Annotated in this window: 26 protein-coding genes; 12 read left to right on the forward strand and 14 right to left on the reverse strand. The window is 66.4% G+C overall.

The window, feature by feature from the left end:
• Nucleotides 1-19: 19 nt before the first annotated feature.
• From AB4120_RS10005 to AB4120_RS10025, 5 genes are all read right to left on the reverse strand, one after another.
• Nucleotides 20-1,648, reverse strand: coding sequence for an MFS transporter (locus tag AB4120_RS10005; RefSeq protein WP_149138037.1), 1,629 nt, complete (start codon nucleotides 1,646-1,648; stop codon nucleotides 20-22).
• Between the two features lie 4 nt (nucleotides 1,649-1,652).
• Nucleotides 1,653-2,078 carry a DoxX family protein gene (locus tag AB4120_RS10010; RefSeq protein WP_441642190.1) on the reverse strand — a complete coding sequence of 142 codons (426 nt, stop codon included), beginning with the start codon at nucleotides 2,076-2,078 and terminating at the stop codon, nucleotides 1,653-1,655.
• 36 nt (nucleotides 2,079-2,114) lie between these two features.
• Nucleotides 2,115-4,052 carry an amidohydrolase gene (locus AB4120_RS10015; protein ID WP_149138035.1) on the reverse strand — a complete coding sequence of 646 codons (1,938 nt, stop codon included), beginning with the start codon at nucleotides 4,050-4,052 and terminating at the stop codon, nucleotides 2,115-2,117.
• A gap of 13 nt (nucleotides 4,053-4,065) precedes the next feature.
• On the reverse strand, nucleotides 4,066-4,887 hold the full coding sequence (locus AB4120_RS10020) for an alpha/beta fold hydrolase (RefSeq protein WP_149139286.1): 822 nt from the start codon (nucleotides 4,885-4,887) through the stop codon (nucleotides 4,066-4,068).
• Between the two features lie 251 nt (nucleotides 4,888-5,138).
• Nucleotides 5,139-5,825 (reverse strand): hydrolase, encoded by a 687-nt coding sequence (locus AB4120_RS10025; protein WP_144196533.1) that lies wholly within the window; start codon nucleotides 5,823-5,825, stop codon nucleotides 5,139-5,141.
• Nucleotides 5,826-6,193: 368 nt separating this feature from the next.
• On the opposite strand from AB4120_RS10025, the gene AB4120_RS10030 reads away from it, so the two are divergent.
• Nucleotides 6,194-6,853, forward strand: a complete 660-nt coding sequence (locus AB4120_RS10030; protein WP_149138034.1) for a response regulator transcription factor — start codon at nucleotides 6,194-6,196, stop codon at nucleotides 6,851-6,853.
• Between the two features lie 24 nt (nucleotides 6,854-6,877).
• On the opposite strand, the gene AB4120_RS10035 is transcribed toward AB4120_RS10030, so the two are convergent.
• Together AB4120_RS10035 and AB4120_RS10040 are read right to left on the reverse strand one after the other, a co-directional pair.
• Nucleotides 6,878-7,063: a hypothetical protein gene (locus tag AB4120_RS10035; RefSeq protein WP_149138033.1), complete on the reverse strand. Its 186-nt coding sequence runs from the start codon at nucleotides 7,061-7,063 to the stop codon at nucleotides 6,878-6,880.
• Nucleotides 7,029-7,571 (reverse strand): hypothetical protein, encoded by a 543-nt coding sequence (locus tag AB4120_RS10040; RefSeq protein WP_149138032.1) that lies wholly within the window; start codon nucleotides 7,569-7,571, stop codon nucleotides 7,029-7,031. Before AB4120_RS10040 ends, AB4120_RS10035 begins: the two co-directional genes overlap by 35 nt.
• A gap of 288 nt (nucleotides 7,572-7,859) precedes the next feature.
• Here AB4120_RS10040 and AB4120_RS10045 point away from each other — a divergent pair, with 288 nt between their 5' ends.
• The 4 genes from AB4120_RS10045 to AB4120_RS10060 all read left to right on the forward strand — a co-directional run bounded on the left by AB4120_RS10045 (nucleotide 7,860) and on the right by AB4120_RS10060 (nucleotide 11,726).
• Complete coding sequence (locus AB4120_RS10045; RefSeq protein WP_149138031.1) at nucleotides 7,860-8,591, forward strand: glutathione peroxidase; 732 nt, start codon at nucleotides 7,860-7,862, stop codon at nucleotides 8,589-8,591.
• Between the two features lie 175 nt (nucleotides 8,592-8,766).
• The gene (locus tag AB4120_RS10050; RefSeq protein ID WP_149138030.1) at nucleotides 8,767-10,173 is read left to right on the forward strand and encodes a dihydrolipoyl dehydrogenase; all 1,407 of its coding nucleotides are present in this window, start codon (nucleotides 8,767-8,769) and stop codon (nucleotides 10,171-10,173) included.
• Between the two features lie 176 nt (nucleotides 10,174-10,349).
• The gene (locus AB4120_RS10055) at nucleotides 10,350-11,180 is read left to right on the forward strand and encodes a DUF2092 domain-containing protein (RefSeq protein ID WP_149138029.1); all 831 of its coding nucleotides are present in this window, start codon (nucleotides 10,350-10,352) and stop codon (nucleotides 11,178-11,180) included.
• Between the two features lie 12 nt (nucleotides 11,181-11,192).
• Nucleotides 11,193-11,726, forward strand: a complete 534-nt coding sequence (locus AB4120_RS10060) for a hypothetical protein (protein WP_149138028.1) — start codon at nucleotides 11,193-11,195, stop codon at nucleotides 11,724-11,726.
• Nucleotides 11,727-11,786: 60 nt separating this feature from the next.
• Here AB4120_RS10060 and AB4120_RS10065 read toward each other — a convergent pair whose 3' ends face one another.
• The gene (locus AB4120_RS10065; protein ID WP_262389845.1) at nucleotides 11,787-12,617 is read right to left on the reverse strand and encodes a MipA/OmpV family protein; all 831 of its coding nucleotides are present in this window, start codon (nucleotides 12,615-12,617) and stop codon (nucleotides 11,787-11,789) included.
• Nucleotides 12,618-12,728: 111 nt separating this feature from the next.
• On the opposite strand from AB4120_RS10065, the gene AB4120_RS10070 reads away from it, so the two are divergent.
• The 6 genes from AB4120_RS10070 (at nucleotide 12,729) to AB4120_RS10095 (ending at nucleotide 19,308) form a co-directional block, all read left to right on the forward strand.
• Nucleotides 12,729-13,922 (forward strand): BamA/TamA family outer membrane protein, encoded by a 1,194-nt coding sequence (locus AB4120_RS10070; RefSeq protein WP_441642191.1) that lies wholly within the window; start codon nucleotides 12,729-12,731, stop codon nucleotides 13,920-13,922.
• Between the two features lie 84 nt (nucleotides 13,923-14,006).
• Nucleotides 14,007-14,996 (forward strand): Bug family tripartite tricarboxylate transporter substrate binding protein, encoded by a 990-nt coding sequence (locus AB4120_RS10075; RefSeq protein WP_149138027.1) that lies wholly within the window; start codon nucleotides 14,007-14,009, stop codon nucleotides 14,994-14,996.
• Between the two features lie 205 nt (nucleotides 14,997-15,201).
• A complete protein-coding gene (locus AB4120_RS10080) occupies nucleotides 15,202-15,801 on the forward strand; it encodes a tetratricopeptide repeat protein (protein ID WP_149138026.1) in 600 nt (199 codons plus the stop codon).
• A gap of 48 nt (nucleotides 15,802-15,849) precedes the next feature.
• The gene (locus AB4120_RS10085) at nucleotides 15,850-16,680 is read left to right on the forward strand and encodes a hypothetical protein (protein ID WP_149138025.1); all 831 of its coding nucleotides are present in this window, start codon (nucleotides 15,850-15,852) and stop codon (nucleotides 16,678-16,680) included.
• Nucleotides 16,681-16,945: 265 nt separating this feature from the next.
• Nucleotides 16,946-17,944 carry a Bug family tripartite tricarboxylate transporter substrate binding protein gene (locus AB4120_RS10090; protein WP_149138024.1) on the forward strand — a complete coding sequence of 333 codons (999 nt, stop codon included), beginning with the start codon at nucleotides 16,946-16,948 and terminating at the stop codon, nucleotides 17,942-17,944.
• The gene (locus AB4120_RS10095) at nucleotides 17,941-19,308 is read left to right on the forward strand and encodes an MmgE/PrpD family protein (RefSeq protein WP_441642192.1); all 1,368 of its coding nucleotides are present in this window, start codon (nucleotides 17,941-17,943) and stop codon (nucleotides 19,306-19,308) included. The genes AB4120_RS10090 and AB4120_RS10095 overlap by 4 nt, the downstream gene beginning before the upstream one ends.
• Nucleotides 19,309-19,386: 78 nt before the next feature.
• Here the strand turns inward: AB4120_RS10095 and purB are convergent, their stop codons facing one another.
• From purB to AB4120_RS10125, 6 genes are read right to left on the reverse strand one after another with little or no spacing between them, the layout of a single operon-like run.
• The gene (gene purB / locus AB4120_RS10100; RefSeq protein ID WP_149138022.1) at nucleotides 19,387-20,736 is read right to left on the reverse strand and encodes an adenylosuccinate lyase; all 1,350 of its coding nucleotides are present in this window, start codon (nucleotides 20,734-20,736) and stop codon (nucleotides 19,387-19,389) included.
• A 50-nt stretch (nucleotides 20,737-20,786) separates the two neighbouring features.
• Nucleotides 20,787-21,134, reverse strand: a complete 348-nt coding sequence (locus AB4120_RS10105) for a carboxymuconolactone decarboxylase family protein (RefSeq protein ID WP_092295109.1) — start codon at nucleotides 21,132-21,134, stop codon at nucleotides 20,787-20,789.
• Nucleotides 21,135-21,178: 44 nt separating this feature from the next.
• Nucleotides 21,179-22,168 (reverse strand): tripartite tricarboxylate transporter substrate binding protein, encoded by a 990-nt coding sequence (locus AB4120_RS10110; RefSeq protein WP_149138021.1) that lies wholly within the window; start codon nucleotides 22,166-22,168, stop codon nucleotides 21,179-21,181.
• 21 nt (nucleotides 22,169-22,189) lie between these two features.
• Nucleotides 22,190-22,924: an enoyl-CoA hydratase/isomerase family protein gene (locus AB4120_RS10115; RefSeq protein WP_149138020.1), complete on the reverse strand. Its 735-nt coding sequence runs from the start codon at nucleotides 22,922-22,924 to the stop codon at nucleotides 22,190-22,192.
• Nucleotides 22,921-23,508: a cysteine dioxygenase gene (locus tag AB4120_RS10120; RefSeq protein WP_149138019.1), complete on the reverse strand. Its 588-nt coding sequence runs from the start codon at nucleotides 23,506-23,508 to the stop codon at nucleotides 22,921-22,923. Before AB4120_RS10120 ends, AB4120_RS10115 begins: the two co-directional genes overlap by 4 nt.
• Before the next feature lie 5 nt (nucleotides 23,509-23,513).
• Entirely contained in the window at nucleotides 23,514-24,686 is a 1,173-nt protein-coding gene (locus AB4120_RS10125) for a CaiB/BaiF CoA transferase family protein (protein ID WP_149138018.1), read from the reverse strand.
• Between the two features lie 137 nt (nucleotides 24,687-24,823).
• Between AB4120_RS10125 and AB4120_RS10130 the strand changes: the two genes are divergently transcribed.
• Nucleotides 24,824-25,615 carry an IclR family transcriptional regulator gene (locus AB4120_RS10130; RefSeq protein ID WP_187645269.1) on the forward strand — a complete coding sequence of 264 codons (792 nt, stop codon included), beginning with the start codon at nucleotides 24,824-24,826 and terminating at the stop codon, nucleotides 25,613-25,615.
• Nucleotides 25,616-25,733 lie beyond the last annotated feature (118 nt).

Raw genomic sequence — 25,733 nt, forward strand, 5'->3', positions numbered from 1 at the left:
TCCCGATGTAGAGGAAAGGTCAGGCAGCCGGCTTGCCGGGAGGCAGGCCAACGCCCAGCAGGTGGCGCACGCGTGGCGGAGTGGCGCCGGTGTGGTAGCGCGTGACGTCGCGCTGGAGGTCGGCATCGGCGTGGTGCACGCGCTCGTGCTGGCGCAGGTGTTCCGCCCAGGATTCGACCAGGAACCACTCGGTCAGCAGTTCGGGGTCGGCCGGGTCTTCCATCACGCCCCAGTTGAACGCGCCGTCGCGCAGGCGCTCGTCGGACAGCTTGTGCACGGCGCGCAGGAAGGCGTCGCGGTCGGCGGCGGTGACGCAGTATTCAATCAGGATCATCACCGGGCCACGGTCCTGGGCGATCTCGCCCGCCATCTCCGGCTGGGGCCAGTGCCGCGCCGGGACGAGGTCTTCCTCACCCTGCGGCAGGCGCACGCGGTGCAGGAGCAGCGCGGCCACCACCAGCCCTGCCGCCGCAATCAGCAGCGCGCGCGGCGTGCCGGTCTCTTGCGCCACGAAGCCCCACAGCAGGCTGCCGCCGGCCATCGCACCGTTGAACACCATCTGGTAGACCGCCAGCGCACGGCCGCGCACCCAGTTCGGCAGAATCGCCTGCGCCACGCCGCCGAGCGTGGTCAGCGCCGAAATCCATGCCGCGCCGAGCAGCAACAGCAGCGGCAGGGCGATCCAGACGGGCGGCGCCACGGACAGCACTGCCATGACGCCCGCCGTGACGAGGGCGGAGAGCAGCACCATGCCATCGGCATCGAGCCGGCGTTGCAGCCGGGGCATGATCAGCGCACCGAGGATGGCGCCGGCGCCCACGCCGCCCAGCAGCACGCCGTAGAGGCTGGCGCCGCCGTGCAGCAGTTGCTTGGCGACCAGCGGCAACAGCGCCCAGATGCTGCTGCCGAACGCGAAGTGGACGGCGGCGCGGGCCAGCACCACGTGGAGCTGGCTGTGGGCGCGCGTGAAGCGCAGGCCGGCGCGGAAGGCGCCGAAGAAATGTTCGCGCAGCGGGTCGGTGGCGCGCTCGGGGCGCTTCCACCAGAGCAGCGCGGCAATCACGAACAGGTAGCTGAGCAGGTCCAGCCCGTAGGTGGTGGCTGCGCCGAACGCGGCCAGCAGCAGGCCGCCGGCGGCGGGGCCGATGGCGCGTGCGATGTTCACGCCGAGCGCGTTGAGCGCCACGGCGCGCTTCAGCTCCTGCATCGGCACCAGTTCCGGCACGATGGACTGCCATGTCGGCCCCATCATGGCCGCGCCGATGCCGCCGGCAAAGGCCATGGCGATCAGGATCTCGATGGTCAGCGCCTGGTTCCAGGCCAGCAGCATCAGCGTGCCGCTGACCGCCGCCATGCCGAACTGGATGACGATCAGGAAGCGGCGCCGGTCCAGGATGTCGGACAGCACGCCGGCCGGAATGGCCAGCAGGAACACCGGCAGCGTGGCGGCAGCCTGGATCGTGGCGACGGCAGCGGGGGATGAAGACAGGTCCGTGGCCAGCCACGCGCTGGCCACGTCGCGCATGAAGCTGCCGATGTTGCCGAGAATGGTGGCCGCCCACAGCACGGCGAACGTGCTCTGGGCGAGCGGGGCAAAGGTGCCGCCCGCTGGGCTGGCGGCGGCAGGGGAGGAGTGGGAATCGGCCATGGAATCAGTGCTTGCGGAGGTCTTCCCACGCCACGAGCACGAAGGCCCCGGCCAGGCCCAGATGCTCGAAGAAGGCGTTGGCGAGCATGAAACGGGCCTCGGGCGGCGCGCTCCAGAAGCGGTTGGCCATGAAGGTGGCGGCGACCGTGAACACCGCCAGCGCCAGCGCGCCAAGCCAGCGCCAGCGGCCGAGCAGGATCAGCGCGGCAGCGCCCAACTCCAGCACGATCGTGGCGACGGCCATTGGCACGGCCGGCGTGAGGCCGAAGTGCTCCATCTCCGCCACTGCGCCGGGAAAGTCGAACAGCTTGACGAGCCCGCCCTGGATATAGGCGCCGCAGAGCAGCAGCAGCGCCAGCCAGCGCACCCAGCGCGGCAGGACGCCCGAGCCGGCCGTGGCCGATCGCATCGAGGAAGTGGTATCAGCCATGGCCGGTCTCCGGTCAGCAATCAAGGAACAGGGGCATCAGAACGCCCAGCAGGAACAGCCCAGCGCGCCCCAGAACGAGCTTTCGTCAGCCGTCGGCACGCTCGACGTCCACGCCTTGGCGTGTGCGTGGCCGTGCACGCCGCAGGAGCTGGCGCAGCCGCAGGCGGTGGCCAGTGCGAGGGCCTTGGCCTGCGGGCGGGGCTGGTACTGGCTGCCGTGGCGGGCCGGCGACCAGTCCGGCATGGCCGGCGGAATCTCGGGCGAGAGCTTGTTGAACTCGCTGTCGCCGTAGACCACCTTGCCGCCCAGGATCGTCATCACCGAGGTGATGTCCTGGATGTCGTCGCCCGGCACGCTGAAGTAATCCTGCGACAGCACGGCCAGGTCGGCCAGCTGGCCCGCCTTGATCTGGCCCTTCTTGCCGACTTCCGACGAGAACCACGTGTTGGCCTCGGTCCAGAGGCGCAGCGCGGTTTCGCGGTCGAGCAGGTTGGCTTGCGGGTACATCGCCATGCCGCCCACGGTCTTGCCCGTGGTCAGCCAGTACAGCGACACCCATGGGTTGTAGGACGCCACGCGCGTGGCATCGGTGCCCGCGCCCACCTTGACGCCTTTCTCCAGCATCCGCTTGATCGGCGGCGTGGCCTCGGCAGCCTTGGCGCCGTAGCGCTCGACGAAGTACTCGCCCTGGTAGGCCATGCGGTGCTGCACGGCGATGCCGCCGCCCAGGGCCGCGATGCGGTCGATATTGCGGTCGGTGATGGTCTCGGCGTGGTCGAAGAACCAGTTCAGGCCATCGAACGGGATGTCCTTGGCCACCTTCTCGTAGACGTCCAGCGCGCGCGTGATGGTCTCGTTGTAGGTGGCGTGCAGGCGCCACGGCCAGCGCTTCTCGGCCAGCAGGCGGATCACGGGCTCGAGGTCGCCTTCCATCGACGGGGGCATGTCGGGCCGTTCCACGCGGAAGTCCTCGAAGTCCGCCGCGGTGTAGACCAGCATCTCGCCGGCGCCGTTGTGGCGGTAGAGGTCATCGCCCTGGCCCGGCTTGACGGTCGAGGTCCAGGTCTTGAAATCGCTCAGCTCTTCCTTGGGCTTCTGCGTGAACAGGTTGTAGGCCAGCCGCACGGTGAGCTGGCCTTCCTTGTGCAGTTCCTCGATGATGTTGTAGTCATCGGGGTAGTTCTGGTAGCCGCCGCCGGCGTCGATCACGCCGGTCACGCCGAGCCGGTTCACTTCGCGCATGAAGTGGCGCGTGGAGTTCTTCTGGTACTCGGGCGGCAGCTTCGGGCCCTTGGCCAGCGTGGCGTAGAGGATGGTGGCATTGGGCTTGGCCAGCAGCAGGCCGGTAGGATTGCCGGCCTTGTCGCGAATGATCTCGCCGCCCGGGGGATTCGGCGTGTCCTTGTTGTAGCCCACCGCGCGCAGCGCCGCGCCGTTGAGGATGGCGCGGTCGTACAGGTGGAGGATGAAGACCGGGGTGTCCGGCGCCGCGGCGTTCAGTTCCTCGATGGTGGGCAGGCGCTTTTCGACGAACTGGTGCTCGGTGAAGCCGCCCACCACGCGCACCCACTGCGGGGCCGGCGTGCGGGCCACCTGGTCCTTGAGCATGCGCATGGCGTCTGCCAGCGAGCGCACGCCGTCCCAGCGCAGTTCCATGTTGTAGTTCAGGCCGCCCCGGATGATGTGCATGTGGCTGTCGATCAGCCCGGGAATGGCCCGCCGGCCGTTCAGGTCGACGATCTTCGTCTGCGTGCCGGCCAGTTTCATGATGTCCTGGCGCGTGCCCACGCCGATGAAGCGGCCATTCTGGATGGCGACGGCATCGGCCTGGGGGTTGGCGCGGTCGAGCGTGGCGAACTTGCCGTTGACCAGGATGAGGTCTGGCGTGGCGGATGTCATGGCGAAGAGCTCCGAAGAAGCCGCCGCACCGAGTGCGGCAGCCGAGGCAATGAAATGCCGGCGGGTAACTGACATGGTGCGGCTGGGATCAGGTGTTCAGGAAGGCGAGCAGATCGGCATTGATCTGGTCGGCGTGGGTCACGCACATGCCGTGCGGCGCGCCGGGGTAGACTTTCAGCGTGGCGTTCTTCACGATCTTGGCGGACAGCTTGCCGGCGTTGTCGATCGGCACGATCTGGTCGTCGTCACCGTGCATGACGAGGGTCGGCACGTCGATCTTCTTCAGGTCGTTGGTGTAGTCGACTTCCGAGAATTCCTTGATGCACGCGTATTGGCCCAGGATGCCGCCGGCCATGCCCTGCGCCCAGAAGGCGTCGATGGTGCCTTGCGAGACCTTGGCGCCCGGACGGTTGAAGCCGAAGAACGGCACGGCCAGGTCCTTGTAGAACTGGGAGCGGTTGTCGGTCACGCCCTTGCGGATGCCATCGAAGACTTCCATCGGCAGGCCGTTGGGATTGTTGGCGGTCTTGACCATGATAGGCGGCACGGCGCCGATCAGCACGGCCTTGGCGACGCGCCTGGTGCCGTGGCGGCCGATATAGTGCGTGACTTCGCCGCCACCGGTGGAGTGGCCGACCAGCGTGGCGCCCTTGATGTCGAGTGCGTCGAGCAGCGCGGCGAGGTCGTCGGCGTAGGTGTCCATGTTGTTGCCCTGCGACGGCTGGCCCGAGCGGCCATGGCCGCGACGGTCATGGGCGATCACGCGGAAGCCCTTCTGCACCAGGAACAGCATCTGCGCGTCCCAGGCGTCCGCGTTGAGCGGCCAGCCGTGCGAGAACACGACCGGGCGACCCGAGCCCCAGTCCTTGTAGAAAATCTGCGTGCCGTCCTTGGTGGTGATGGTGCTCATGGTGTTGCCTCCTGCGGGGTGATGGGTAGCGCCGGCCTGCGGCTTGCCGGCAGCATTGGCCTGGGTGGTGGCGGACAGCGCGGCGACGGCGGCCACACCGACGGTGCCGGCGCCCGAGACCAGCAGTTTGCGACGCGAGGAATTGAGCGCTTCGATTTGTTCTTGGGGTTGCATGTTCGGTCTGGCGAGGAATGTGAAGAGTGCGGCGGGTGATCGCCCCGCTCCCGCAGGCGGCAGCGGGGCGGCAGACATCAGCGCGCGGCCACCGGCGCCACGGACTCGTGCGGCGTGGCGGTGCGCTGGGCGGCCTTGTGGACCATGGTGTAGGCGTAGTCCACACCCATGCCGTAGGCGCCCGAGTGTTCCTTGACCAGCTTCATCACCGCGTCATAGGTGTCGCGGTGGGCCCAGTCGCGCTGCCACTCCAGCAGCACCTGCTGCCAGGTCACCGGCACCACGCCGGCCTGCACCATGCGCTGCATGGCGTAGTCATGGGCTTCCTTCGAGGTGCCGCCCGAGGCATCGGCGACCATGTAGATCTCGTAGTCGCCTTCCAGCATGGCGCACAGCGCGAAGGTGGTGTTGCAGACTTCGGTCCAGAGGCCGGCCACGACCACCTTCTTGCGGCCGTTGGCGGCCAGGGCGTCGCGTACCTTCTGGTCGTCCCAGGAGTTCATCGACGTGCGCTCCAGCGTCTTCTGGTTCGGGAACACGTCCAGCACCTCCGGGTACGTGAAGCCCGAGAACGACTCGCTTTCCACCGTGGTGATGGTGGTCGGCACATTGAAGATCCTGGCGGCCTTGGCCAGGCCCACGACGTTGTTCTTCAGCGCCTGGCGGTCCATCGACTGGACGCCGAAGGCCATCTGCGGCTGGTGGTCGATGATGATGAGCTGGCTGTTTTGCGGGGTCAGGACTTCGAGCTTCGGATTGGACATGATGGTGCTCCAGGAAAACATTGGCGGGTGATGGGGGCATACTTGGGTAGCAGCCCGTCGAGAGGCTAAGCGCCCGCCCCGCCGGCGGCTACTGTTCGATCGTATTAGTTACTCGCACGATCGGGTGGCTAGCTGTCGGCGCGTGCCGGCATGGCGCCCGCCACGCGTGGCCAGTCGTGTGTCCGGATGACATGGTGGCGGCTGTGCCGCGTCTGGCCAACTAACCCGATGGTATGAATGGCGTGTGCGCACGGACTGTGTTGAAATGCGCGCTGCCGCGTCCGCTGCGGCCGCCGGGGCATTTCGTTGTCCTCGATATAATCCGCAACAGACACCCGGGAACCCTCCCGCGGACAGGGAGAGAAGACGTGACATCGAAAAGCCTGGAGCCCGCTGACGACAGCACGCGCGACGACGCACTGGTGCTGATCGTCGACGATGACGCGATGCTGCGCAGCGGTCTGGGCAACCTGTTCCGCTCGGTGGGCATGCGGGTGGCGCTGTTCGCTTCGGCCGCCGAATTGCTCGACTACGCCATGCCGGACGTGCCGAGCTGCCTGGTGCTCGATGTACGGCTGCGCGGGCCGAGCGGGCTCGACCTCCAGACCCGGCTGGCCCAGATGGGCATCAACATCCCCATCATCTTCATGACCGGCTACGGCGACATTGCGATGACCGTGGCGGCGATGAAGGCCGGCGCCGAGGACTTCATGGCCAAGCCGATCCGCGACCAGGACCTGCTCGACGCGGTGTCCGCCGCGCTCGACAAAGACCGGATTCGGCGCCTGGGGCTGCGGCAGGTGGAAACGCTGCGTGCCAACTACGAGGCGCTGACGCCGCGCGAGACGGAGGTCATGACGCTGGCCGTGTCCGGGCTGCTCAACAAGCAGATCGCGAGCGAGATCGGTATCAGCGAGGTAACGGTCAAGATTCATCGCGGTCAGGCCATGCGCAAGATGCGTGCGCGTACGTTCGCCGATCTCGTCCTGATGGCGCAGCAACTCGGCATCTGCAGGCAGCGCCTCTGAAAGACAACCTCTGAAGGGGGGCGGCTAGCCCGGCCCGTGCGCGGCCGGATGTGGCTGCATGCGCAAGGTTGCCCGGAACAGCGGGCGCGGGGTCACCGTGAACGTGGACGCCGCCGTGGCTTGGGCCACCCGGGTCAGGATGCCGGCCATCAGGCGCTTCTGCTGCGCGAGCGCCTCAGGCCGAACATGGTTCGTGACGTGCAAAGCCATAGATTCCTTCCTTCTCCCCTGTCCTGCCTGGTTCGGGCCGCGTCACGCAGCGGAATCGCGCGCTGCCGCCGGCGCGCGCGAACTGTCGGATCACGCGCTCGCACAGGAAATCCATCTTGCGGGTCTGCGACACGCACACGTACTGCTGCACCGCCGGGTGGGCGTCCACATGGTGGCGCATCGCCCACAGCAGGGCCTCCGAGAACTGCCAGACCATGTGCGGGCAGGGCAGGCGCCAGAAGTCCGGCAGGAACATCGTGCCGTGGTCGGCCTCGACGCGCACCACCGTGACGAACCGGGTCACCTCGCCCGCTGAGGGGTCGGCCATGTCCTCGGGCACCTCCGCGAAGAACATCACATAGCGCAGGTCGGCAAAGCCGATGCCGACGACCTCCAGGCCATCCTCCACGCGTATCGTTTCCGTCACGTGAATGTCGCCGCGGCCGCCTTGCGGCTGCTGCGGGGGAAACACGCGCGTGACCAGTCCGGGGCAAATGTAGTCGTACATCGGGCAACGAAAAAAGCATCACAAAAGACGGCATACCCCGCCTTTTTCAAGCCCGGATGCTAACCGCCGTGCTGCACGGCGGGCTGCTTCTTTACAACATTTCACGGCGCCCGGCAGCTTTGGAAATCCCGTGCGATAGCGAAAAGCAATCGGAAAATGTCGATTGATAATAGATTGTCTCAATCGTCGAGGTAGAAACGATGAATTGTACAAATCACATGACGGTGTTCAGAATCCATCCCATCGCTACGACATGTGGCGCCAACCCAACCCAGAGGAGTCTTACCGATGCTGCAATCCCGCGAAGGCCAACGCGTTCCCCAGGTCACCTTCCGTGTGCGTGAGAACAATGAATGGAAGAACGTGACCACGGCCGAACTCTTCGACGGCAAGACCGTCGTGGTCTTCTCGCTGCCGGGCGCCTTCACGCCGACCTGCTCGTCGACCCATCTGCCGCGCTATAACGAACTGGCGCCGGTGTTCGCCAAGCAGGGCGTGGACGCCATCCTGTGCGTGTCCGTGAACGATACCTTCGTGATGAACGAGTGGTCCAAGGACCAGGAGTCCCAGAACATCACCATGATTCCCGACGGCAACGGTGAGTTCACCGACGGCATGGGCATGCTGGTGGACAAGGCCGACCTGGGCTTCGGCAAGCGCAGCTGGCGCTATTCGATGCTGGTCAAGGACGGCGTGGTGACCAAGATGTTCATCGAGCCGGAAGAGCCGGGCGACCCGTTCAAGGTCTCGGACGCCGACACGATGCTGAACCACATCGCCCCGAACGCGAAGAGCCCCGACCAGGTCGTGGTGTTCTCGAAGATCGGCTGCTCGCACTGTGCCAAGGCCAAGCAACTGCTGTCGGACAACGGTTTCGAGTACATCGACGTGCCGCTGGAAAACAAGGTGCGTGGCAAGGTGCTGGGCGCGGTGTCCGGCAACATGACCGCCCCGCAGGTGTTCATCAACGGCAAGCTGATCGGCGGCGCCGAAGCGCTCGAGCAGTACCTGTCGCGCTAAGCGATCCCTCCCACGTCCTCCCCTGGCCCGGCTTCCCGCCGGTGTCCAGGGGGACATTTCCCGAAGCAAGACAGTCGTCGGATCCGATGACATCGGGCGCCCAGCCTGGCGCCGGTGTCATGCCGTCCGCTGATTGAGAAAAGCCAGCAACCCGCTCATTACCAGGAATCGCATCATGAAGACGACCATCCAGACCGACGTAGCCGTGATTGGCGCTGGCACCGCCGGCCTCGCTGCCTACCGGGCCGCCATCGCGGCTGGCAAGCGCGCCGTGATCATCGAGGGCGGTGCCTATGGCACCACCTGCGCCCGCGTGGGATGCATGCCGTCGAAGCTGCTGATCGCCGCCGCCGAGGCCGCCCACGAAGCGCGCCACACCAGCGCGTTCGGCGTGCATGTGGATGGCCCGGTGCGCGTCGATGGCCGCGAGGTCATGGCCCGTGTCCGTAGCGAGCGCGACCGCTTCGTCGGCTTTGTGGTGCGCGGCACGGAGACCATTCCGGCGGCGGATCGCCTGATCGGCCATGCGCGCTTCATCGACAACACGGTGCTGGAGATCGACGACCACACCACGGTGCGCGCCAGCCGCGTGGTGATTGCCACGGGTTCGCGTCCGGCCGTGCCGCCGTCGTTCCAGGTGTTTGGCGACCGGCTGATCGTCAATGACGATGTGTTCGCCTGGGACGACCTGCCCGCCAGCGTGGCGGTGTTCGGCCCCGGCGTGATCGGGCTCGAACTGGGCCAGGCGCTGTCCCGGCTGGGTGTGCGGGTGCGCGTGTTTGGCGTGGGTGGCGCGGTCGGCCCGTTCACCGATCCGGCGATCCGCGCCTATGCCGCGCAGGCGTTCAACCAGGAATTCTCGTTGCAGCCCGACGCCCGCGTGACCGACATGCGCCGTGAGGGCGACGAAGCGGTGATTACGTTCGAGGACACCGATGGCCAGCGCGTGACCGAGCGCTTCGCCTACGTGCTGGCGGCCACCGGACGTCGCCCGAATGTCGATAACCTGGCGATCGAGAACGCCGGGCTGGCGCTCGACGCACGCGGCGTGCCGGTCTTCGACCCGCTCACGCTCCAGTGCGGCTTCGCGCCGGTGTTCATTGCCGGCGACGCCAACAACGTGCTGCCGCTGCTGCACGAGGCCGCCGACGAAGGCAAGGTCGCCGGCGACAACGCCGCGCGCTGGCCCGACGTGCGCCCGCTGGCACGCCGCGCCATGCTGGCCGTGGTGTTCTCCGATCCGCAGCTGGCCATCGTCGGCAACAGCTACGCGAGCCTGGAGCCGGGCAGCTTCGTCACGGGCGAGGTCAGCTTCGAGGATCAGGGCCGCAGCCGAGTGATGCTGAAGAACAAGGGCCTGATGCACGTCTATGCGGACATCGCCACGGGCCGCTTCCTTGGCGCCGAATGGATGGGCCCGCGTGCCGAGAACATCGCCCACCTGCTGGCGTGGTCCTACCAGCAAGGCCTGACCATCGCCCAGATGCTGGCCATGCCGTTCTACCACCCGGTGGTGGAAGAGGGCTTGCGCACCGCGCTGCGCGACGTGGAAGCCAAGCTGGCAGATGTGGCGAATAAGTGATGAGTAAGTAGCAGCAGGGCTGACCAGGGGTCTGGTTGGGAGGGCCGGCAGCGGTGACGCTGTCGGCCTTTTGTCGATTATCGATTGTTGTTAATTCGATTAAAGAAAAATTGACTTCCGTAAGACCGCGAAGTGGAGAAGGATCAGGCACGAAACCAGATTTCAGGGAGCCTGCCATGAGACGCATTGCGGTATCGAGCGTGCTTGCCGTTTCGCTCTGGGGCTGTAGCCACGCGCCATCGACGCCTCCGGCGGCACCTCCGGCAACCAGCGCTTCCCAACCGAGCGCCGCGCCGCCCCCGGCCCCGGCTGCGTCTTCGTCCGCGCCGCCGGCGGCCAATGCCGTGGACCCGGCTGCGGTGCAGGCGCTGCAGAACATGGGCAAGTACCTCCAGACGCTGCGCACGTTCGAGGCGCAGGTCGACCTTTCCGGCGAACGCGTGCTCCAGGATGGCCAGAAGCTGCTCCACATGGCCACGGCCAAGGTGGACGTGCAACGCCCCAACATGCTGCGCGCCGAAATGCGCAGCGCACGGTCTGCGCGCGACCTGATCTACGACGGCAAGACGGTGGTGCTCTACCTGCCCGAGCAGAAGTACTACTCGAAGGCACCGTTCACCGACAACCTGGATGAGCTGGGGAACCGGCTGCAGGAGCGGTACGGCATCGAACTGCCGGTGGCGGACCTGTTCCTCTGGGGCACGCCCCAGGCACCGCTCGGGAATATGACCTCCGCGATGAATGCCGGCCAGGACGTCGTGGATGGCGAGGTCTGTGACCACTATGCCTTCCGCCAGGGCGATGTCGACTGGCAGATCTGGATCGCCACCGGCGCGCGGCCTCTGCCGCGCAAGCTGGTGATCACCAATCGTGCCGATGAGGCACGCCCGCAATCGGTCTCGCTGATCCGGTGGCGCGTCAATCCGGGCTTCAATGCATCCCGCTTCACGTTCACGCCGCCCAAGAATGCCACCGAGGCGAAGTTCGTTCCGCTGAAGTCTCAGTAAAGGAGCTGCATCATGCACCACGCTATTGGGAAGGGCTTCTTGCTGTCGATGGCCGTGATCTTCCTCGCCGCAGCCACGGCGTGGGCCCCTGTGGCGGACGCGCGTCCCGCAGGCGGAGGCGCGCACGCGGGCGGCAATCGTGCCGCGGCGGCGCCGGCGCGGGGCGGTGGCGGTGGCGGCGGCGCGCAACACGTCAACAACCAGAATGTGGATGCGCGCGCCAACAACGTGCGCAGCAACAGTGTCAACAGCGTCAATACCAACCGCAACGTGAACGTCAATTCGAACCGCAACGTGAACGTGAACGTGGAGGGCGGCGGCGGGTGCTGCCACAACGGCTGGGACAATGACTATCACCCCGTGGCGACGGCTGCCGCGGTAACTGCCACGGTGGCCGTGACCTCCGCTGTGATCGGCTCCATGGTTCGCACCGTGCCGCCCGGCTGTGCGCCGGTCAATTACGGCGGCATGGTGTACCAGCAGTGCGGCACCACCTGGTATCAGCCGCAGGGCTCGCAATACGTAGTGGTGAATCCACCTTACTGACGGGCATGGGACGAGGGCCAGCGAGTGGTGGCCTTCCTGTTTCCCAAGTCAGCAGGGCGCCTAGCGCCAGGCGTAGGCGATGCCAGCGCCGTAGGTCACCTGGTTGCGTGTGCCGCGCTGCGTGACGATGGGGCTGTCGGCGGCGCTGCCGGCGATGCGCTGGTAATAGACCATGGCGCCCGCATGCCAGTGCTTGTCGATCCGATAGATCGCCCCGAGCCAGCCCGTGCCCTGTTGCAGGCCGCCGCCGGGCGTGTAGACGGGCAGGCCGCTGGCGGCGCTGTCTTCGGCAGTGACGCCGAAGTAGGTCCGGTTGAAGCTGCCGCTTACCCACGTCAGGCCCATGCCGAGCCCGAGCATCATTCGGGTGTGCACGGGCACCCAGAAGGTACCCGTGGCCGACACACGGGCCCCGCCATACACGATGCCCGCGTTGGTCAGCACATTGATCCCGCCGCGCAGGCGGTACGGAATGCCCCCGCTATGGATGTACTCGTAGCTGATGAAGCCGCCGGCTTCCACGGTAGTGTCGATCTCGTGGATCCTGGCGACAACGGCATCGTCGACATTGTTCCGCCCCAGGCGGAGCGAGACGGCCGGGCCGTACTGGAAGCCGGTCAGGCTGCCGAAGTTGAACTGGGCGTAGGGGCCATACCATTCCAGCAGCCGGCCGCTTTCCGAGGTGTAGCGCAGGCCCGGCAGCACGCCGATCATGCGTTCGTTGCCGCCCGCGTACTGGGTGGTGGAGCCCACGCCAAGGCCAAACATGTTCGGGATCGTGCTGGGCAGGTCGAAGGGAGAGGCCATCGCCGTGGAGGCGGCGCCGGCCAGCAGCACGCCAAGGAACCGGCTCGGCGCAGGCTTCCGGCGGTAGGGCGGTCGCGCGCTCATCGTAAGAGTCTCCTTGCGGCGAACCCGCGCAGGCACGCGGGACTGGCCATCTGCGGATTGTGCAAGCGCCCGGCCGGCAAGAGAAGTCAGTCTTTTCGGGCGGCCCGTTAAATGAAATCGACGCTTCCCCGCCGCTGGTGTGTGTCGATGTGCGTGTCGATTGGCCTGGCAGGCGCCGCCACGCCGGGATGGGCGGACGAGCCGGTGGAAGCCGTGGAGGGCGCGGCGAGCGCGGAGGAAAAGCAGGACTGGATCGACAGGATACTCACCAAGCTCGGCGCATCGGACGCCGTGGACGTGAGCCAGGGCATCGACTGGGGCGTGCTGCCGGGGCCGTTCTACAACCCGGAGATGGGTTTTGGCATCGGCGCGGCGGCGATTGGCCTCTATAAGCCGGCCAACGCCGCGCAGGAGACGCAGCTGTCCACGCTGTCGATTCGCGGCTTCGGCACCGTCAAGGGCGCCTACGGCATCTCGATCGAGAACAACACGTTCTTTGCCGACGACAGCTACCGCTTTCTCATCGAGGCGGATCTCATCAACATGCCCACTGCCTACTGGGGCATCGGCTACGGCAGCGCCATCGACAGTGCCAACAAGGAGGCGTACACGCGCAAGGAGGTGGTGCTCCAGCCGAAGATCATGATGCGGGTGCGCCCCAACGTCTACGTGGGGGCGGGATGGAGCCTGCAGTACGACGACGCCACGAAGCTGGAGCGCGGCGCCGACAGCAAGCTGGCGACCGACCCCCACGGCCCCCGCGTGCTCAGTTCCGGGATTAGTGCGCATTTCTCGTACGACACGCGGGACTTCATCCCGAACCCCTACCGGGGTGAATCGCTGCTGGCCAACGTCACCGTCTACCGCCGCGAACTCGGCAGCGATACGGATATGGAGAACGTGGAACTCATGTTCAACAAGTACTTCCGCATGCGCGAGCGCGATGTGCTGGCCTTCGACGCCTACGCCAACATGAACTGGGGCGATGTGCAGTGGGACATGATGGCGACCCTCGGCAACAACAAGCGGATGCGCGGCTACTTCTCGGGTCAGTTCCGGGACAAGGTCATGGCCGGGGTGCAGGCCGAGTACCGCTGGCACATCGCCGGGCGGCAGGGCATGGTCTTCTGGCTCGGCACCGGGGCGGTCAGCCCCAATGTGGGGGCGCTGTTCCGGGGGCACTGGCTGCCGAACGGCGGCATCGGCTACCGCTTCGAGTTCAAGCCCCGGGTCAACGTTCGCTTCGATGCCGGGGTGGGGCGCAATACGAAGGGCGTGTATTTCCAGATCAACGAGGCGTTTTGACCTTCACAAAATTGTCACACTAACGTCACAATAGTGCTTCGGTCCGCCGCCGTGTAGAGCGGGGCCGCCTCCGGAGAGAAGACGATGACGTTGTTCGCAGCCCGCCGTGCCCGGCAAGCCCTGGCCGTACTGGCCCTTACCCCGCTGGCCCTTGCGGCCGGCGTTGCCCACGCTGCCTGGCCAGACAAGCCGATCCGGATGGTGGTGGGCTTTCCGCCTGGCGGTCCGGTGGACACGCATGCGCGCATCCTGTCCGAGAAGCTCCAGCCCTTGCTGGGCCAGTCCGTGGTGCTGGACTACAAGGCTGGCGCGGCCGGCAATATCGGTTCGGACAGCGTGGCCAAGGCGGCGCCGGACGGCTATACGCTGCTGATCGCCAATACAGGCCAGATGGCGATCAACAATTCGCTGTATCCCAAGTTGCCTTACGGCATGCCGAAGGACTTCACGCCTGTGGCGCGCACCGCGTTGATCCCGCTGGTCATGGTGATCAACAACAACGTACCGGCGCGGAACCTCAAGGAGTTCATCGCCTATGCCAAGGCGAACCCGGGCAAGCTCAACTTCGCTTCGGGCGGTAACGGCGGTATCTCGCACCTGATGCCGGAGATGTTCAAGCAGGCATCGGGCACGTTCATCGTTCACATCCCGTACAAGGGCAGTGCGCCGGCCCTGACGGATGTCATGGGTGGGCAGGCCCAGATGATGGCCGACTCGATTCCGCTCTTTACCCAGCACATCAAGGCGGGCAAGGTCCGCGCGCTGGCGGTGACCTCCGGCAAGCGCTCGCCGGCATTGCCGGACGTGCCGACGATGGAGGAGTCCGGCCTGAAGGGCTTCGAGGTGGTGGGCTTCTATGGCGTGCTGGCGCCGGCGGGCACGCCGAAGGAGATCGTCGACAAGCTCTCGGGCGCGCTGCGCACCGTGCTGGCGGACCCGGATACCAAGGCCAAGCTGGAAGCGCAGGGCGCCGAGCCGGCGTGGCAATCGCCGGAAGCGTTCGCGGCGACCATCGTCAAAGAGCAACAGCGGTGGGGCCAGACGGTGAAGGTATCGGGCGCGAAGATCGACTGATCCGGGCGGCGGGAGGCCCTGCCTCCTGTCTTTTATTGGGGTTTACCCTTGTAAGAACGTGTCCGTGGCGCAACAAAAGCAGTGATTCGCATTACGATGTGTTGCAATCCCCACATACAATGCCGTTACAATCTACACGTTTACTTACAAAGCTAAGTATTCGAGGCATTGCAAAAAAAATAAATATGTTCGGGGTGGGGTTGCCATGCGTGTTTCCGTTTCTTTGGTGTTCGTGACAGTTTTGGGCTTGGCGGGATGCGCCGGGCAGACTGCGGAAGGGCAGTTGTCCCGCTCGCCAACGGTGCGCGTGTGCAACGGCAATGCCTGCGCCGAGCAAGACCGACGCCTGACCACATTCCAGGGCGCGCCCGTCGATACCGAGGCCGAGCGCCGCATGCAGGCCCTGACCGAAGTGGCGGAGCGCAATCCCAACGCGGCTTATGACCTGGGCCTGCGCCTGCTGCGCGGCGACGGCGTGGAGCGCAACAGCTATCAAGCCCTCGAATGGATGCGCAAGGCCGGCGACAACGGTCACGTGCAGGCCCAGCTGGCGCTTGGCCGAATCTATCTGATGGGCTTTGAGGAAATGGGCTCGGACCCGGCGGAAGCCGAGGCCTGGCTGACCCGTGCTGCCTCCAAGGGCAGCAAGGAAGCCAAGGACCTGATCCCGCAAGCTCAAGCCGCCAAGAAGGACGAACAGAGTCTGTACCAGGTACGCGAGGCGTATCGCAAGTCTTGGTACGCGTGGTACAGCAGCTACCCGTATTACTGGGTCTGGGGCCCTTCCGGCTGGTATCTGCGCTAAGCCCGTCCCCTCCTCCTCTTTCCATCACTTCCAACAACAGGCGATTTCATGCCCAAGAAGACTTCTTTGCGCTTGGCCGCACTGGCCGCGTCCCTGGTTCTGACTGGCTGTGCCGTGCCGGGCGCTGGCGGTAGCATCTCCACTGGCACGGCACCGACGGCCGCCACCGGTGCCGCGGGCGGCGCAAGCAGCGTGAATGCCAATCCGTCGCTGGAGCGCTGCGACGCGCCCCTGGGCACGCTCGCCGTGGATGATGGCCGTGGCAAGGAATGGTACGCAAGCTTTGGCGCCACCACCAAGATCACGACTATCGAGCCGCTGATCCGCCTGGCCGTGCAGCAGTCGAACTGCTTCGTGATTACGTCTGTCGGCAACAATCGCACCGAGAGCAAGCTGTCGTCGATCACCGACAAGCAGCGCAATTCGGGCGAGTTCCGGGCTGGTTCGAAGCAACAGAAGGGCCAGCGCGTGGCCGCCGACTTCTACATGGAGCCGGCCATCATCATCGATAACGACGCCACGGGCCAGCTGGCTGCCGGTGTGGGTAGCCTGTTTGGCGCCGCCGGTGCACTGGTTGGCGGTGCCATGCAAAGCAAGGCATCGGTCGTGACGCTGACGATGTTCGACATCCGCTCGGGCGTGCAGCTGTCCATCTCCGAAGGCAACGCCACGGCCACCAACTTTGGTGCCGCCATGGGCGCCTTTGGCGGCGGTGCGGCCGGCGGGCTTGGCGGCTTCTCCCGCACGCCCGAAGGCAAGGCCACGGTTGCAGCGTTCATGGACGCCTACAACAACATGGTGGTCTCGCTGCGCAACTACAAGGCGCAGGAAGTGAAGGGCGGACTGGGACGCGGCGGCCGCCTCAAGGTCGGCTCGTAATCGTCTTGGCAGTGCCCCCGGCCACCGCGCAACGCGGTGGCTGATCAGGCGGGAGACGGGCACTAGCCCGTCAATCCCCGCCGCCTGTGCCGTCTTTGCCGCCTGTGCCGCCTTTGCGCAAGGCGACACGAATCCCCCCTCCCGTCCGTTCCCATGCCGTGTCGTTCCGAATCGTGGAACATCCATGCGCTTTGCAGGGGCTCGTCCAGAATCCTTGCAGGCCTGTCGTTAGCGACAGCCGGCATAACGACTGGAGGAGACGACGATGACTTTGCACATGGGGAGCGCGGCCACACGCGCATGGCGTTGCGTGCATTGGCTGCTGTGCATGATGGTATGCATCGCTGCCACGGCTGCGCATGCGGAGTATCCGGATCGCCCGATCAAGCTCGTGGTGGGATTCCCACCGGGCGGCGGGGGCGACCTGTATGGCCGGCTGATTGCGGATCAGCTCTCGCGCAAGCTTGGCCAGCCCGTGGTGGTCGAGAACAAGGGTGGCGCCGGCGGTATGATGGCCGCCGAGCAGGTGGCGCGCAGCAAGCCTGACGGCTACACGCTGCTGATGGGCATGAGCAGCAATATGTCGCTGGCGGCGGCGCTGCGGGGCAGCGAGTTGCCCTACAAGGTGCCCGAGGACTTCGTCGCCATCGGCATGCTGGTGCAGGCGCCGCATGGCCTGTTCGCCGCCGCCGATCGCTACAAGAGCGCCTCCGCCGCGTTCGCCGAGGCCAAGGCGCGCCAGCTCAGCTACGGGTCATCCGGCCCCGGCAGCGTGGGCTATGTGACCATGGAGATGGTCAAGGCAAAGGCGGGCGTCGAGATCGCGCCGATTCCCTACCGGGGCTCCGGCCCCGCCATCACGGACCTGCTGGGCGGGCATACCGATCTGTTCTTCGCCACCGCGCCGCCGATCATGGGGCAGGTCAAGTCGGGCAAGCTCAAGCTGCTGGCCTTGACGGGCGAGCAGCGCACCCCAGCCTTCCCCGATGTGCCGACGTTCCGCGAGCTGGGCATCGATGTGACCGTGACGCAGTGGTATGGCCTGGTGGCGCCGGCCGGAACGCCGGACGCGATCGTGCAGCGCCTGTCCAAGGCCGTGTCGGCAGGGCTGCGCAATGCCGATCTGCAGCGCGTGGTGCGGCAGGATGGCGCCCGGGAGGTCGACATGCCCACCGCCAGGTTCCGCCAGTACATCGTTGATGACATCGCCCGCTACCGTGCCGGCATCAGCGACAAGCTGCTGAAGACGATGGAGGTGAAATGAACGCGCCGCATTCCTTGCCCCCCGTCGGCCTGCCGCAAGGGCTGACGCGGGAACTGGTGGCGCACAGCCTGTCCATGGCTTCGGGCGGGCTGCGGACCGACGTGGCGCGCATCGCACGTCACAGCCTGCTCGACTGGTTCGCCGTGGCGCATGCCGCGTGGCAGCAGGCGCCCGTCCAGATCCTGCTGGCCGAAGTGCGCGAAGAGGGCGCCACGCCCTGCGCCACCTTGCTCGACGGCTCGCGGGCCAGCGCGGTGCAGGCCGCGTTGGTAAACGGCACGGCGTCACATGTGCTGGATTTCGACGATGCACACTTGCAGTCCCGCGTGCATCCGTCCGTGCCGCTGTGGCCGGCGATTCTCGCGCAGGCCGAAGGGGGCCGGCATCATGGCATCGCCGCGCTGGCCGCCTTTGCCGCAGGCGTCGAGTTGCAGAGCCGCATGGCGTCGTGCATGGGCGAAGACCACTACCGCCTAGGCTGGCACAACACCGCCACGCTCGGCACGCTGGGTGCCACGGTGGCCGTGGCGTCACTGCTTGGACTCGATGTTGACCGCACCGCGCATGCGCTGGGCATCGCCGCCACGCAGGCGGGCGGGATGCGCGCGCTGTTCGGTACGATGTGCAAGCCTTTGCACGCCGGGCAGGCTGCCGCGATTGGCCTGCGTGCCGCCCGGCTGGCGGCGCGCGGCTTCCAGGCGGTGCCTGACATCCTCGAGCGCGAGCGGGGCTTCGCGGCGCTGTACGCAAGCGCGTGGGAACCCGACGCAATCTGGCGCGATGCCACCACCTCACGCGTGCACGGCATCGTCTACAAGTACCACGCGTCCTGCTATGGCACGCAGGCACCGATCGAGGCCTGCCTGCAACTGCGCCAGCAGCACGGCGTTGCCGCCGCCGAGATCGCGTCGGTGGAGATCGCCATCGAGCCGCAATACCTGGACGTATGCTGCGTCGCCAATCCCACCACGCCCGCGGAGGCCAAATTCAGCATCGCACACATGGCCGCGCTGGCCCTGTCAGGCCGCAGCACCGTTGCGGCGGAAAGCTTCACCGCTGCGATCGACGACTCCGCGCTGGCCGCACTGCGCCGACGCATCCGCGTGCACGGCGACGCAGCCATGCCGCGCGCGAATGCCCGGGCGACGGTGACGCTGGAGAATGGCCTTGTGCATGACTGCCATAGCGATGCCAGCCGTCCTGAGACCGACCTGGGCCGCCAGGAAGGGCGCATCGCCAGCAAGGCCCGCACGCTGCTGGTGCCGGGGCTGGGCACCGAGCGCACGGAAGCGTTGATTGCCACGGTCCTGTCCTGCGAGACCCTTGCCGACGCCGCCGACTGCTTCATTCCGCTGCGCCAGTAGGTCTCGCCCACAAACCGTCGCAATGAAAAGCGGGTGCCGGAAAGATCCCGGCACCCGCTTCTTGTTTGCAGACGCGTGTCAGCGCTCCTGCCGTCCCACCACGCGATCCACGAAGACGCCCGCCATGCCGGTATAGCCATGCGGGTCGAGCATCCTGTCGATCGTCTGCGCGTCGATGCCCGCTGCTACCTTCGCGTTCGCCAGCAGCGCCTCGCGGAAGTCGCCGCCGCGCTCGAACACGTCCATGCACACCTCGTAGACGATCTCGTGTGCCTCCTGGCGCCCCAGGCGCTCGCTGAGGCCCATCATGACGGCCTCGGACATCAGCAGGCCGCGCTGGATGAACAGGTTCTTCTCCATGTTGGCGGGGCGCACGGTCAGGTTGGCACACACATAGCCGAGCTTCAGCGCGGCCGCATCGCTCATGCAGCACAGGCGAGAGATGAACTCGCGTTCCGTCTGCAGCACGATCTTGTCGCGCTCGTGCTCGGCCATGATCGACTCCAGCGCCATCGGCGCCGTATTGCGCACCAGGCGGGCCAGGGCCACCACGGTTTCACAGGTCGGCGGATTGCGCTTGTGCGGCATGGTGCTGCTACCCACCTTGCCCATCGCGAACGGTTCCTCCAGCTCGGCCGTCTCCGTCTTCTGCAGGCTGTACACCTCATGGGCGATCTTGCCGATGGTGCCGGTGCAGATTGCCAGCACGCAGGCCAGTTCGGCGATGTTGTCGCGCGAGACATGCCAGTGGATGCGCGGGCAGCCCAGACCCAGCTCCTCGAACAGCGCCTCCTGCACCGCGATGCCCTTGTCGCCCAGTGCCGCCAGCGTGCCGACCGCGCCGGAGAACTGCCCCACCAGCACGCGCTGCTTCATGGCGGCGAAGCGCTCCTGGTTCCGGCGCACCTCCTCGACCCATACGGCGGCCTTGAAGCCGAACGTGATCGGCAGCGCCTGCTGGCCATGGCTGCGTGCCACCATGGTCAGGTCGCGGTGCGTCTGTGCCAGCTTGACGAGATGGCCCTCCAGCTCCGCGTAGCGGGTGCCGATGACCTCCAGCGCATCGCGCACCTGAAGGATGGTGCCGGTGTCGATGATGTCCTGCGTGGTGGCGCCCCAGTGGATGTACTCGGCGGCGTCGCCGCTGCACACCTTCTTCATGGCGCGCAGCAGCGGCACGATCGGGTGGCTGGTGCGGTCCATCTCGCGCTTCAGGTCGGGCAGGTCGATCAGTTCGACCCGCGCCTTCGCGCAGATTTCGTCGGCGGCGCGCTGGGGAATGATCCCCAGGCGCGCCTGCACCTTGGCCAGCGCGGCTTCCACGTCGAGCCACCGCTGCACCGTTGCTTCATCGCTGAAGATCTCGCGCATCTGCGCGGTACTGAACTGGTCCCGGAACAGGGCGCTGTCGATGACGTATGCGGCCATGTTTGTCTCCTCCTTGTCGGTGCGCGGTGCGCGGTGCGCGGTTCGCCGGATCAGGCGGCTTCCTTGAGCTGGCTGACGGCCTCCATCGCGCGCAGCGAATACACATAGGCCGCGCCCGCATTGAGTGCGATGGCGGTGCCGAGGGCATCGCTGATCTCCGCCTCCGTGGCACCGGCCTTCACCGCCGCCGCGGCGTGGGACGAGATGCAGCCGTCGCAGCGCGTGGTCACGGCCACGGCCAGCGCGATCAGCTCGCGCGTCTTGGCGTCGAGCGCGCCATTCGACCCCTGCGCCGCGGCCAGATTCCGATAGGCTTCCAGCATCTTCGGGTTGGAATTGCCGAGGCGGTTGTAAGAACGCTTCAGCGTGTTGAGCAGATCGGGCCAGTTCATGAACATCGACATGCGGAATCTCCTTGGTGATGTGAGGGGAAATCGGGGGGTTACTGAACCTTCACGTTGCCGGCTTTCACGACCTTGTGCCAGCGGGCAATGTCATCGGCCAGGAAGCGCTTGAAATAGTCGGGCGACTCCGACATGGTCTCCGCACCCTCGCTCCGCATGCGTTCGCGGAACGCCGGATCGGATACGGCCTTGTTGATCGCCGCATTGAGCCGGTTGATGATCGGGGCCGGTGTGCCGGCCGGGGCCAGTACCCCGTACCACGCGGCCATGGTCATGTGCGGCATGCCCGCCTCGACCATGGTGGGCACGTCGGGCATCAACGGCGAGCGGCTGGCGCTGGTGATGGCCAGCACGCGCATGCGGTTATTGGATTTCACCGCCATGACGGACGGGATATTGATAAAGGTGTACTGCACCTCGCCGCTCAGGATGGCGACGATTGACGGCGCCGAACCCTTGTACGGCACGTGGCTGGCCTTGATGCCGGTCTCCTGCCGGAACAGCTCGCCGCCAAGATGCTGGGAACTGCCGGCGCCCGACGAGGAGAAGTTCACGCCATCGGCATCCTTCTTCTTCGCGTAGGCCACGAACTCGCTGACCGAACTCACGCCCAGCGAGGCGGGCACCACCATCAGGTTAGGACTCTGCCCGAAGACGGCAACCGGCGCGAAGCTCTTGATCGGATCGTAGTCGAGCTTGTTGTACAGGCTGATGTTGACCGCCAGCGCGCTGGAACTGAGGAACAGGGTGTAGCCGTCCGCCGGCTGCCGGGCCACATAGCTGGCCGCGATATTCTGGCCCGCGCCCGGCTTGTTCTCGACGACGACGGGCTGCCCCAGCGCGATACCGATCTGCTGGCCGATCAGGCGCGCCATGATGTCCGTGCCGCCACCCGGGGCGTAACCCACCACAAGATGGATCGGTTTGGACGGATAGGGCCCCTCGCCCTGCGCCTGTGCACCCGTGGCGGCCATCCCCGCCATGGCGAGGGTCACGGCCGCCGCAATACGCTGGATATTCCCGTTCATCGTTTGTCTCCTCTGTCTTTGTTATTGTGCCTGCCGGGCCTCGGCCTGTCGGTTCACATAGGCCGTGAGCCGTTGCTGCAAGCCGGCGCAAGCGGCCGAACGCACGAGTGCGGCAAGGTCGCGCGCGTCGTCGAGTTCGGCATTGCCATCGATGGCGCCGGCGAGCGGGTCATCCGCCACGTTTGCGACCGGAGCCGTGAACGTGGCCGGGGCCGCTTCCACGCGTGCCGTGGCAAGGCCGGTGGAAAGCGCTTCGGCATCGTCGATTAGGCACGCGCGCTCGATCCAGTCCCGCGCGCGATTCGTGCCGACGCGTGCAGCCAAGCGCCGGCTGCCGAGCACCAGCCCGAAGCCGCGCCAGCCTGGAAAGGCGAAGCTGGCTCCGGCTACTGCGACGCGCGTCGCGCAGGCTGCGAACAGGTCGGCGCCTGCGCCGACGGTGCGGCCATGCGCCACGGCAATCGTGGGGTACGGGGCGCGTGCCACGCGCTGAAGCAGCAGCTCTATCCGCGTGAAGCGCGCCAGCAGGCTGTCATCGGTTTCGTTCGCCAGCCCGGAGAGATCGAAGCCGGTGCAGAAATGGCGTCCCGCACCTTCGATCACAAGACAGGCCGGCGGGCGAGCGGCGCAGACGTCCAGCGCTGCATCCAGCGCATCGAGCAGTTCGCGGGACAAGGCGTTGCCCTGCTGTGGCCGGTTCAGGGTCAGCCGGCATACGTCATCGTCCCGGTGGAGCCGCAACGGCGCCTCGTTCATGCGGACGCCTTTTCCACGTTGGCGTAACCGGAGACAAAGGTCTTCATGGCGCCGGTGGCGGCATCGAACACATGCCGGGACTGCTTGCCGATATCCGTGCCGTACACATGGATGCTGATCGACACCTGGTCTTCATAGGCATTGCGCACCACGTGGATGTCGCCGATTGCAGGGGAGACGAAGGCCACGTCGCCCGGCTCCAGCCGCTCGGCCTCGCCGGTCTCGACCATGCCCGCCGCGCCCTGCGCGAAAGCCTGCCCCACTTCGGCACCGCGCAGCATGCCGATGGCGCCCCAGGTGCAGTGGTCATGGATCGGCGTCTTCTGGCCCGGCCCCCACACGAAGCTCACCACGCTGTAGCGGTCCTGCGGGTCACTGTGCAGCAGGTACTGGCGGTAGTACTCGGGATGCGGCACGGCGAACTGCGGGTCCAGCCAGTTGTCATGCGCCACCAGATCGCCCAGCGCCTGCCCGACTTGTTCGAGGGTGGCCGCTTCGGGATGGCTGGTGTCCGCGACGATGGCGTCCATCCGGGCGATGAAGCGCCGCAGGGCCTGGGTGTCTGCTGTGGATGTGTTCTGCATGGTGTTTATCCCTGTTTGTCTTGCGGGTTGCCGATCGTGCGGCGGACTTCCTCCGAATGCTCGCCCAGTGCGGGCGGTGCGCTGCGTACCGGCACCGCATGGCCGTCGATGCGAATCGGCGAGGAGAACGTGCGCGTCTGGGTGCCGCCCGGGAGCTCGATATCGCGAATCCAGCGCATGTGGTCTACCTGCGGATCTTCCAGCGCGCGGGCGTAGTCGTTGATGCGCGAGTGCGGCACGCCGGCGCTGCGGAAGACATCGATCCAGTGGTCGACGCCTTGCTGCACGAAGACCTCTTCCAGCAGTGCCTTCAGCTCCGCCTGATGGCGGGCGCGCAGCGTGGGAGACAGGAAGCGCGGGTCGTCGGCAAGCGGTTCCATCCGCACCGCACGCAGCACGTCGCGCCACAGGCCATCGTTGCCGGCGGCGATGGCGAAGTAGCCATCGGCGGCGCGATAGGCCTGGTAAGGCGCATTGCGCGGATGTGCCGAGCCGAGCTTGACCGGGCTGCGGCCCGTGCCGAAGTACTCGCTGGTTTGCAGTGCACCAATCGCCAGCGTGCAGCCGAACATCGGCACGTCCAGATGCGCACCGCGCCCGCGCGCCCGGGCCTGGAGCAGGGCGCTGGCGATCGTGAATGCGCCGTACAGGCCCGAAGCGAAATCGGACACCGGCACGCCGCATTTGACCGGGGCATCGGAGTCGCCAGTGACGCTCATCACGCCAGCGGCCGCCTGAATCGTCAGGTCGAAGCCGCCCTCGGCGGCGCGCGGGCCGGACTGACCGAAGGCGGAGATCGAGCAGTAGACGAGTTCGGGGCGCAGCGCGCTCAGCCGCGCGTAACCCAGCCCGAGCCGATCCATCACGCCGGGCCGGTTGTTTTCGATAATCACGTCGGCCTTGGCGCACAGCGCGAGCGCCACCTCGAGATCGGCGGGAAGCTTGAGGTCCAGGACCACGGAGCGCTTGTTCCGGTTCAGTGACGCGAAGTTCTCGCTGAAGCCGGCGCTAATCGGCGGCCAGGTCCGCAGCGCATCGCCGCCGGGCGGTTCAATCTTGATCACATCGGCGCCCATATCGGCCAGCAACATGGCGCAAAATGGGCCGGCGGCCACGGAGCAGAACTCCAGCACGCGGATGCCGCGCAGCGGCAGGTCTTCGGTTTGGACGTCGGTCATGGATGGGTGTCGTGGGTCGTCATGGCTGGGGTGCATGACGTCAGGACCGAGTCTAGAACCGTTCCTCATTCCGGCACGGGTGTTCTACACTTTGGAACAGTTGCCCGGGCTGCGCCGGGCGTCAGATGCTCGGTGCCATGAACAACACGCTGATTAAGGGTCTTCACCTACTCGACATCATGGCGCGCCATGGAAAGCCGATTGGCGTGAGCGAGCTCGCCCAGATGGCGAGCATGCCCAAGAGCGGCGCGCACCGGCTGCTACAGGCGCTGGTGGACGAGCACTATGTGGTGCGGGTACCGCCGTCGAGCTACACGGTATCGATCAAGCTATGGGAGTTGGGGTCGGCGGCGCTCTGGAGCTTTGACCTGCGCCGTCACGCGGACACGCTGATGGAAGCTCTCATGCAATCCACCGGAGAATCGGTCCACCTGTCCGTGCTGGACGGCCGGGAGGTCGTCTATGTGCACAAGGTGGAGTGTCCGAACCCGATTCGCGCCTACAGCCAGATTGGCGGCCGCTCGCAGGCGCATTGCGTGGCCACCGGCAAGGCTATGCTGGCTTTCAGGAATCCGCAGTGGCTGGCCGAGATCGCCAATGACCTCAGCGCCGCCACTCCCCGCACGATCACGGAGCCTGACGCCTTCCTTCACGAGATGCAGCAGGTCCGTCGCTTGGGGTACGCCATCAATCGGGGCGAATGGCGCCCGGGCGTGAACGGACTGGCCGCGCCCATTTTCGATGGATCGGGCGCGGTCATTGCGGCGGTTGGTATTTCCGGACCGGACACACGGCTGCGGCCCACGCGTTTGCGCGATTTGGCCGCAGCCGTGTGCGAGGCAGCCGAGCAACTATCGACAGGGCTCGGCGAATTCGGCCCGCATGCCTCGCTGCTGCGCGTGACCAACCACTGGGGCGGCCTGCGCTAGGGCCTGGACATGCCTGCATCGTCAAGCGCCATCGAAGAACGCATTGCGGGGCCGGTCAATGCGCGGGATTGCCGATGCGGCGGCCATCGTGACCATCGGCTTCTGTACCGGCGTGGGC

This window comes from Cupriavidus sp. 2KB_3, from assembly GCF_052115685.1.
Taxonomy (GTDB): Bacteria; Pseudomonadota; Gammaproteobacteria; order Burkholderiales; family Burkholderiaceae; genus Cupriavidus; species Cupriavidus campinensis.

What these genes read in the sequence shown, in the direction of transcription:
- AB4120_RS10005 (WP_149138037.1), bottom strand. Translation starts at nt 1,648, where the DNA reads ATGGCCGATTCCCACTCCTCCCCTGCCGCCGCCAGCCCAGCGGGCGGC.
- AB4120_RS10010 (WP_441642190.1), bottom strand. Translation starts at nt 2,078, where the DNA reads ATGGCTGATACCACTTCCTCGATGCGATCGGCCACGGCCGGCTCGGGC.
- AB4120_RS10015 (WP_149138035.1), bottom strand. Translation starts at nt 4,052, where the DNA reads ATGTCAGTTACCCGCCGGCATTTCATTGCCTCGGCTGCCGCACTCGGT.
- AB4120_RS10020 (WP_149139286.1), bottom strand. Translation starts at nt 4,887, where the DNA reads ATGAGCACCATCACCACCAAGGACGGCACGCAGATTTTCTACAAGGAC.
- AB4120_RS10025 (WP_144196533.1), bottom strand. Translation starts at nt 5,825, where the DNA reads ATGTCCAATCCGAAGCTCGAAGTCCTGACCCCGCAAAACAGCCAGCTC.
- AB4120_RS10035 (WP_149138033.1), bottom strand. Translation starts at nt 7,063, where the DNA reads ATGGCTTTGCACGTCACGAACCATGTTCGGCCTGAGGCGCTCGCGCAG.
- AB4120_RS10040 (WP_149138032.1), bottom strand. Translation starts at nt 7,571, where the DNA reads ATGTACGACTACATTTGCCCCGGACTGGTCACGCGCGTGTTTCCCCCG.
- AB4120_RS10045 (WP_149138031.1), top strand. Translation starts at nt 7,860, where the DNA reads ATGCTGCAATCCCGCGAAGGCCAACGCGTTCCCCAGGTCACCTTCCGT.
- AB4120_RS10050 (WP_149138030.1), top strand. Translation starts at nt 8,767, where the DNA reads ATGAAGACGACCATCCAGACCGACGTAGCCGTGATTGGCGCTGGCACC.
- AB4120_RS10055 (WP_149138029.1), top strand. Translation starts at nt 10,350, where the DNA reads ATGAGACGCATTGCGGTATCGAGCGTGCTTGCCGTTTCGCTCTGGGGC.
- AB4120_RS10060 (WP_149138028.1), top strand. Translation starts at nt 11,193, where the DNA reads ATGCACCACGCTATTGGGAAGGGCTTCTTGCTGTCGATGGCCGTGATC.
- AB4120_RS10065 (WP_262389845.1), bottom strand. Translation starts at nt 12,617, where the DNA reads ATGAGCGCGCGACCGCCCTACCGCCGGAAGCCTGCGCCGAGCCGGTTC.
- AB4120_RS10070 (WP_441642191.1), top strand. Translation starts at nt 12,729, where the DNA reads ATGAAATCGACGCTTCCCCGCCGCTGGTGTGTGTCGATGTGCGTGTCG.
- AB4120_RS10075 (WP_149138027.1), top strand. Translation starts at nt 14,007, where the DNA reads ATGACGTTGTTCGCAGCCCGCCGTGCCCGGCAAGCCCTGGCCGTACTG.
- AB4120_RS10080 (WP_149138026.1), top strand. Translation starts at nt 15,202, where the DNA reads ATGCGTGTTTCCGTTTCTTTGGTGTTCGTGACAGTTTTGGGCTTGGCG.
- AB4120_RS10085 (WP_149138025.1), top strand. Translation starts at nt 15,850, where the DNA reads ATGCCCAAGAAGACTTCTTTGCGCTTGGCCGCACTGGCCGCGTCCCTG.
- AB4120_RS10090 (WP_149138024.1), top strand. Translation starts at nt 16,946, where the DNA reads ATGACTTTGCACATGGGGAGCGCGGCCACACGCGCATGGCGTTGCGTG.
- AB4120_RS10095 (WP_441642192.1), top strand. Translation starts at nt 17,941, where the DNA reads ATGAACGCGCCGCATTCCTTGCCCCCCGTCGGCCTGCCGCAAGGGCTG.
- purB (WP_149138022.1), bottom strand. Translation starts at nt 20,736, where the DNA reads ATGGCCGCATACGTCATCGACAGCGCCCTGTTCCGGGACCAGTTCAGT.
- AB4120_RS10105 (WP_092295109.1), bottom strand. Translation starts at nt 21,134, where the DNA reads ATGTTCATGAACTGGCCCGATCTGCTCAACACGCTGAAGCGTTCTTAC.
- AB4120_RS10110 (WP_149138021.1), bottom strand. Translation starts at nt 22,168, where the DNA reads ATGAACGGGAATATCCAGCGTATTGCGGCGGCCGTGACCCTCGCCATG.
- AB4120_RS10115 (WP_149138020.1), bottom strand. Translation starts at nt 22,924, where the DNA reads ATGAACGAGGCGCCGTTGCGGCTCCACCGGGACGATGACGTATGCCGG.
- AB4120_RS10120 (WP_149138019.1), bottom strand. Translation starts at nt 23,508, where the DNA reads ATGCAGAACACATCCACAGCAGACACCCAGGCCCTGCGGCGCTTCATC.
- AB4120_RS10125 (WP_149138018.1), bottom strand. Translation starts at nt 24,686, where the DNA reads ATGACCGACGTCCAAACCGAAGACCTGCCGCTGCGCGGCATCCGCGTG.
- AB4120_RS10130 (WP_187645269.1), top strand. Translation starts at nt 24,824, where the DNA reads ATGAACAACACGCTGATTAAGGGTCTTCACCTACTCGACATCATGGCG.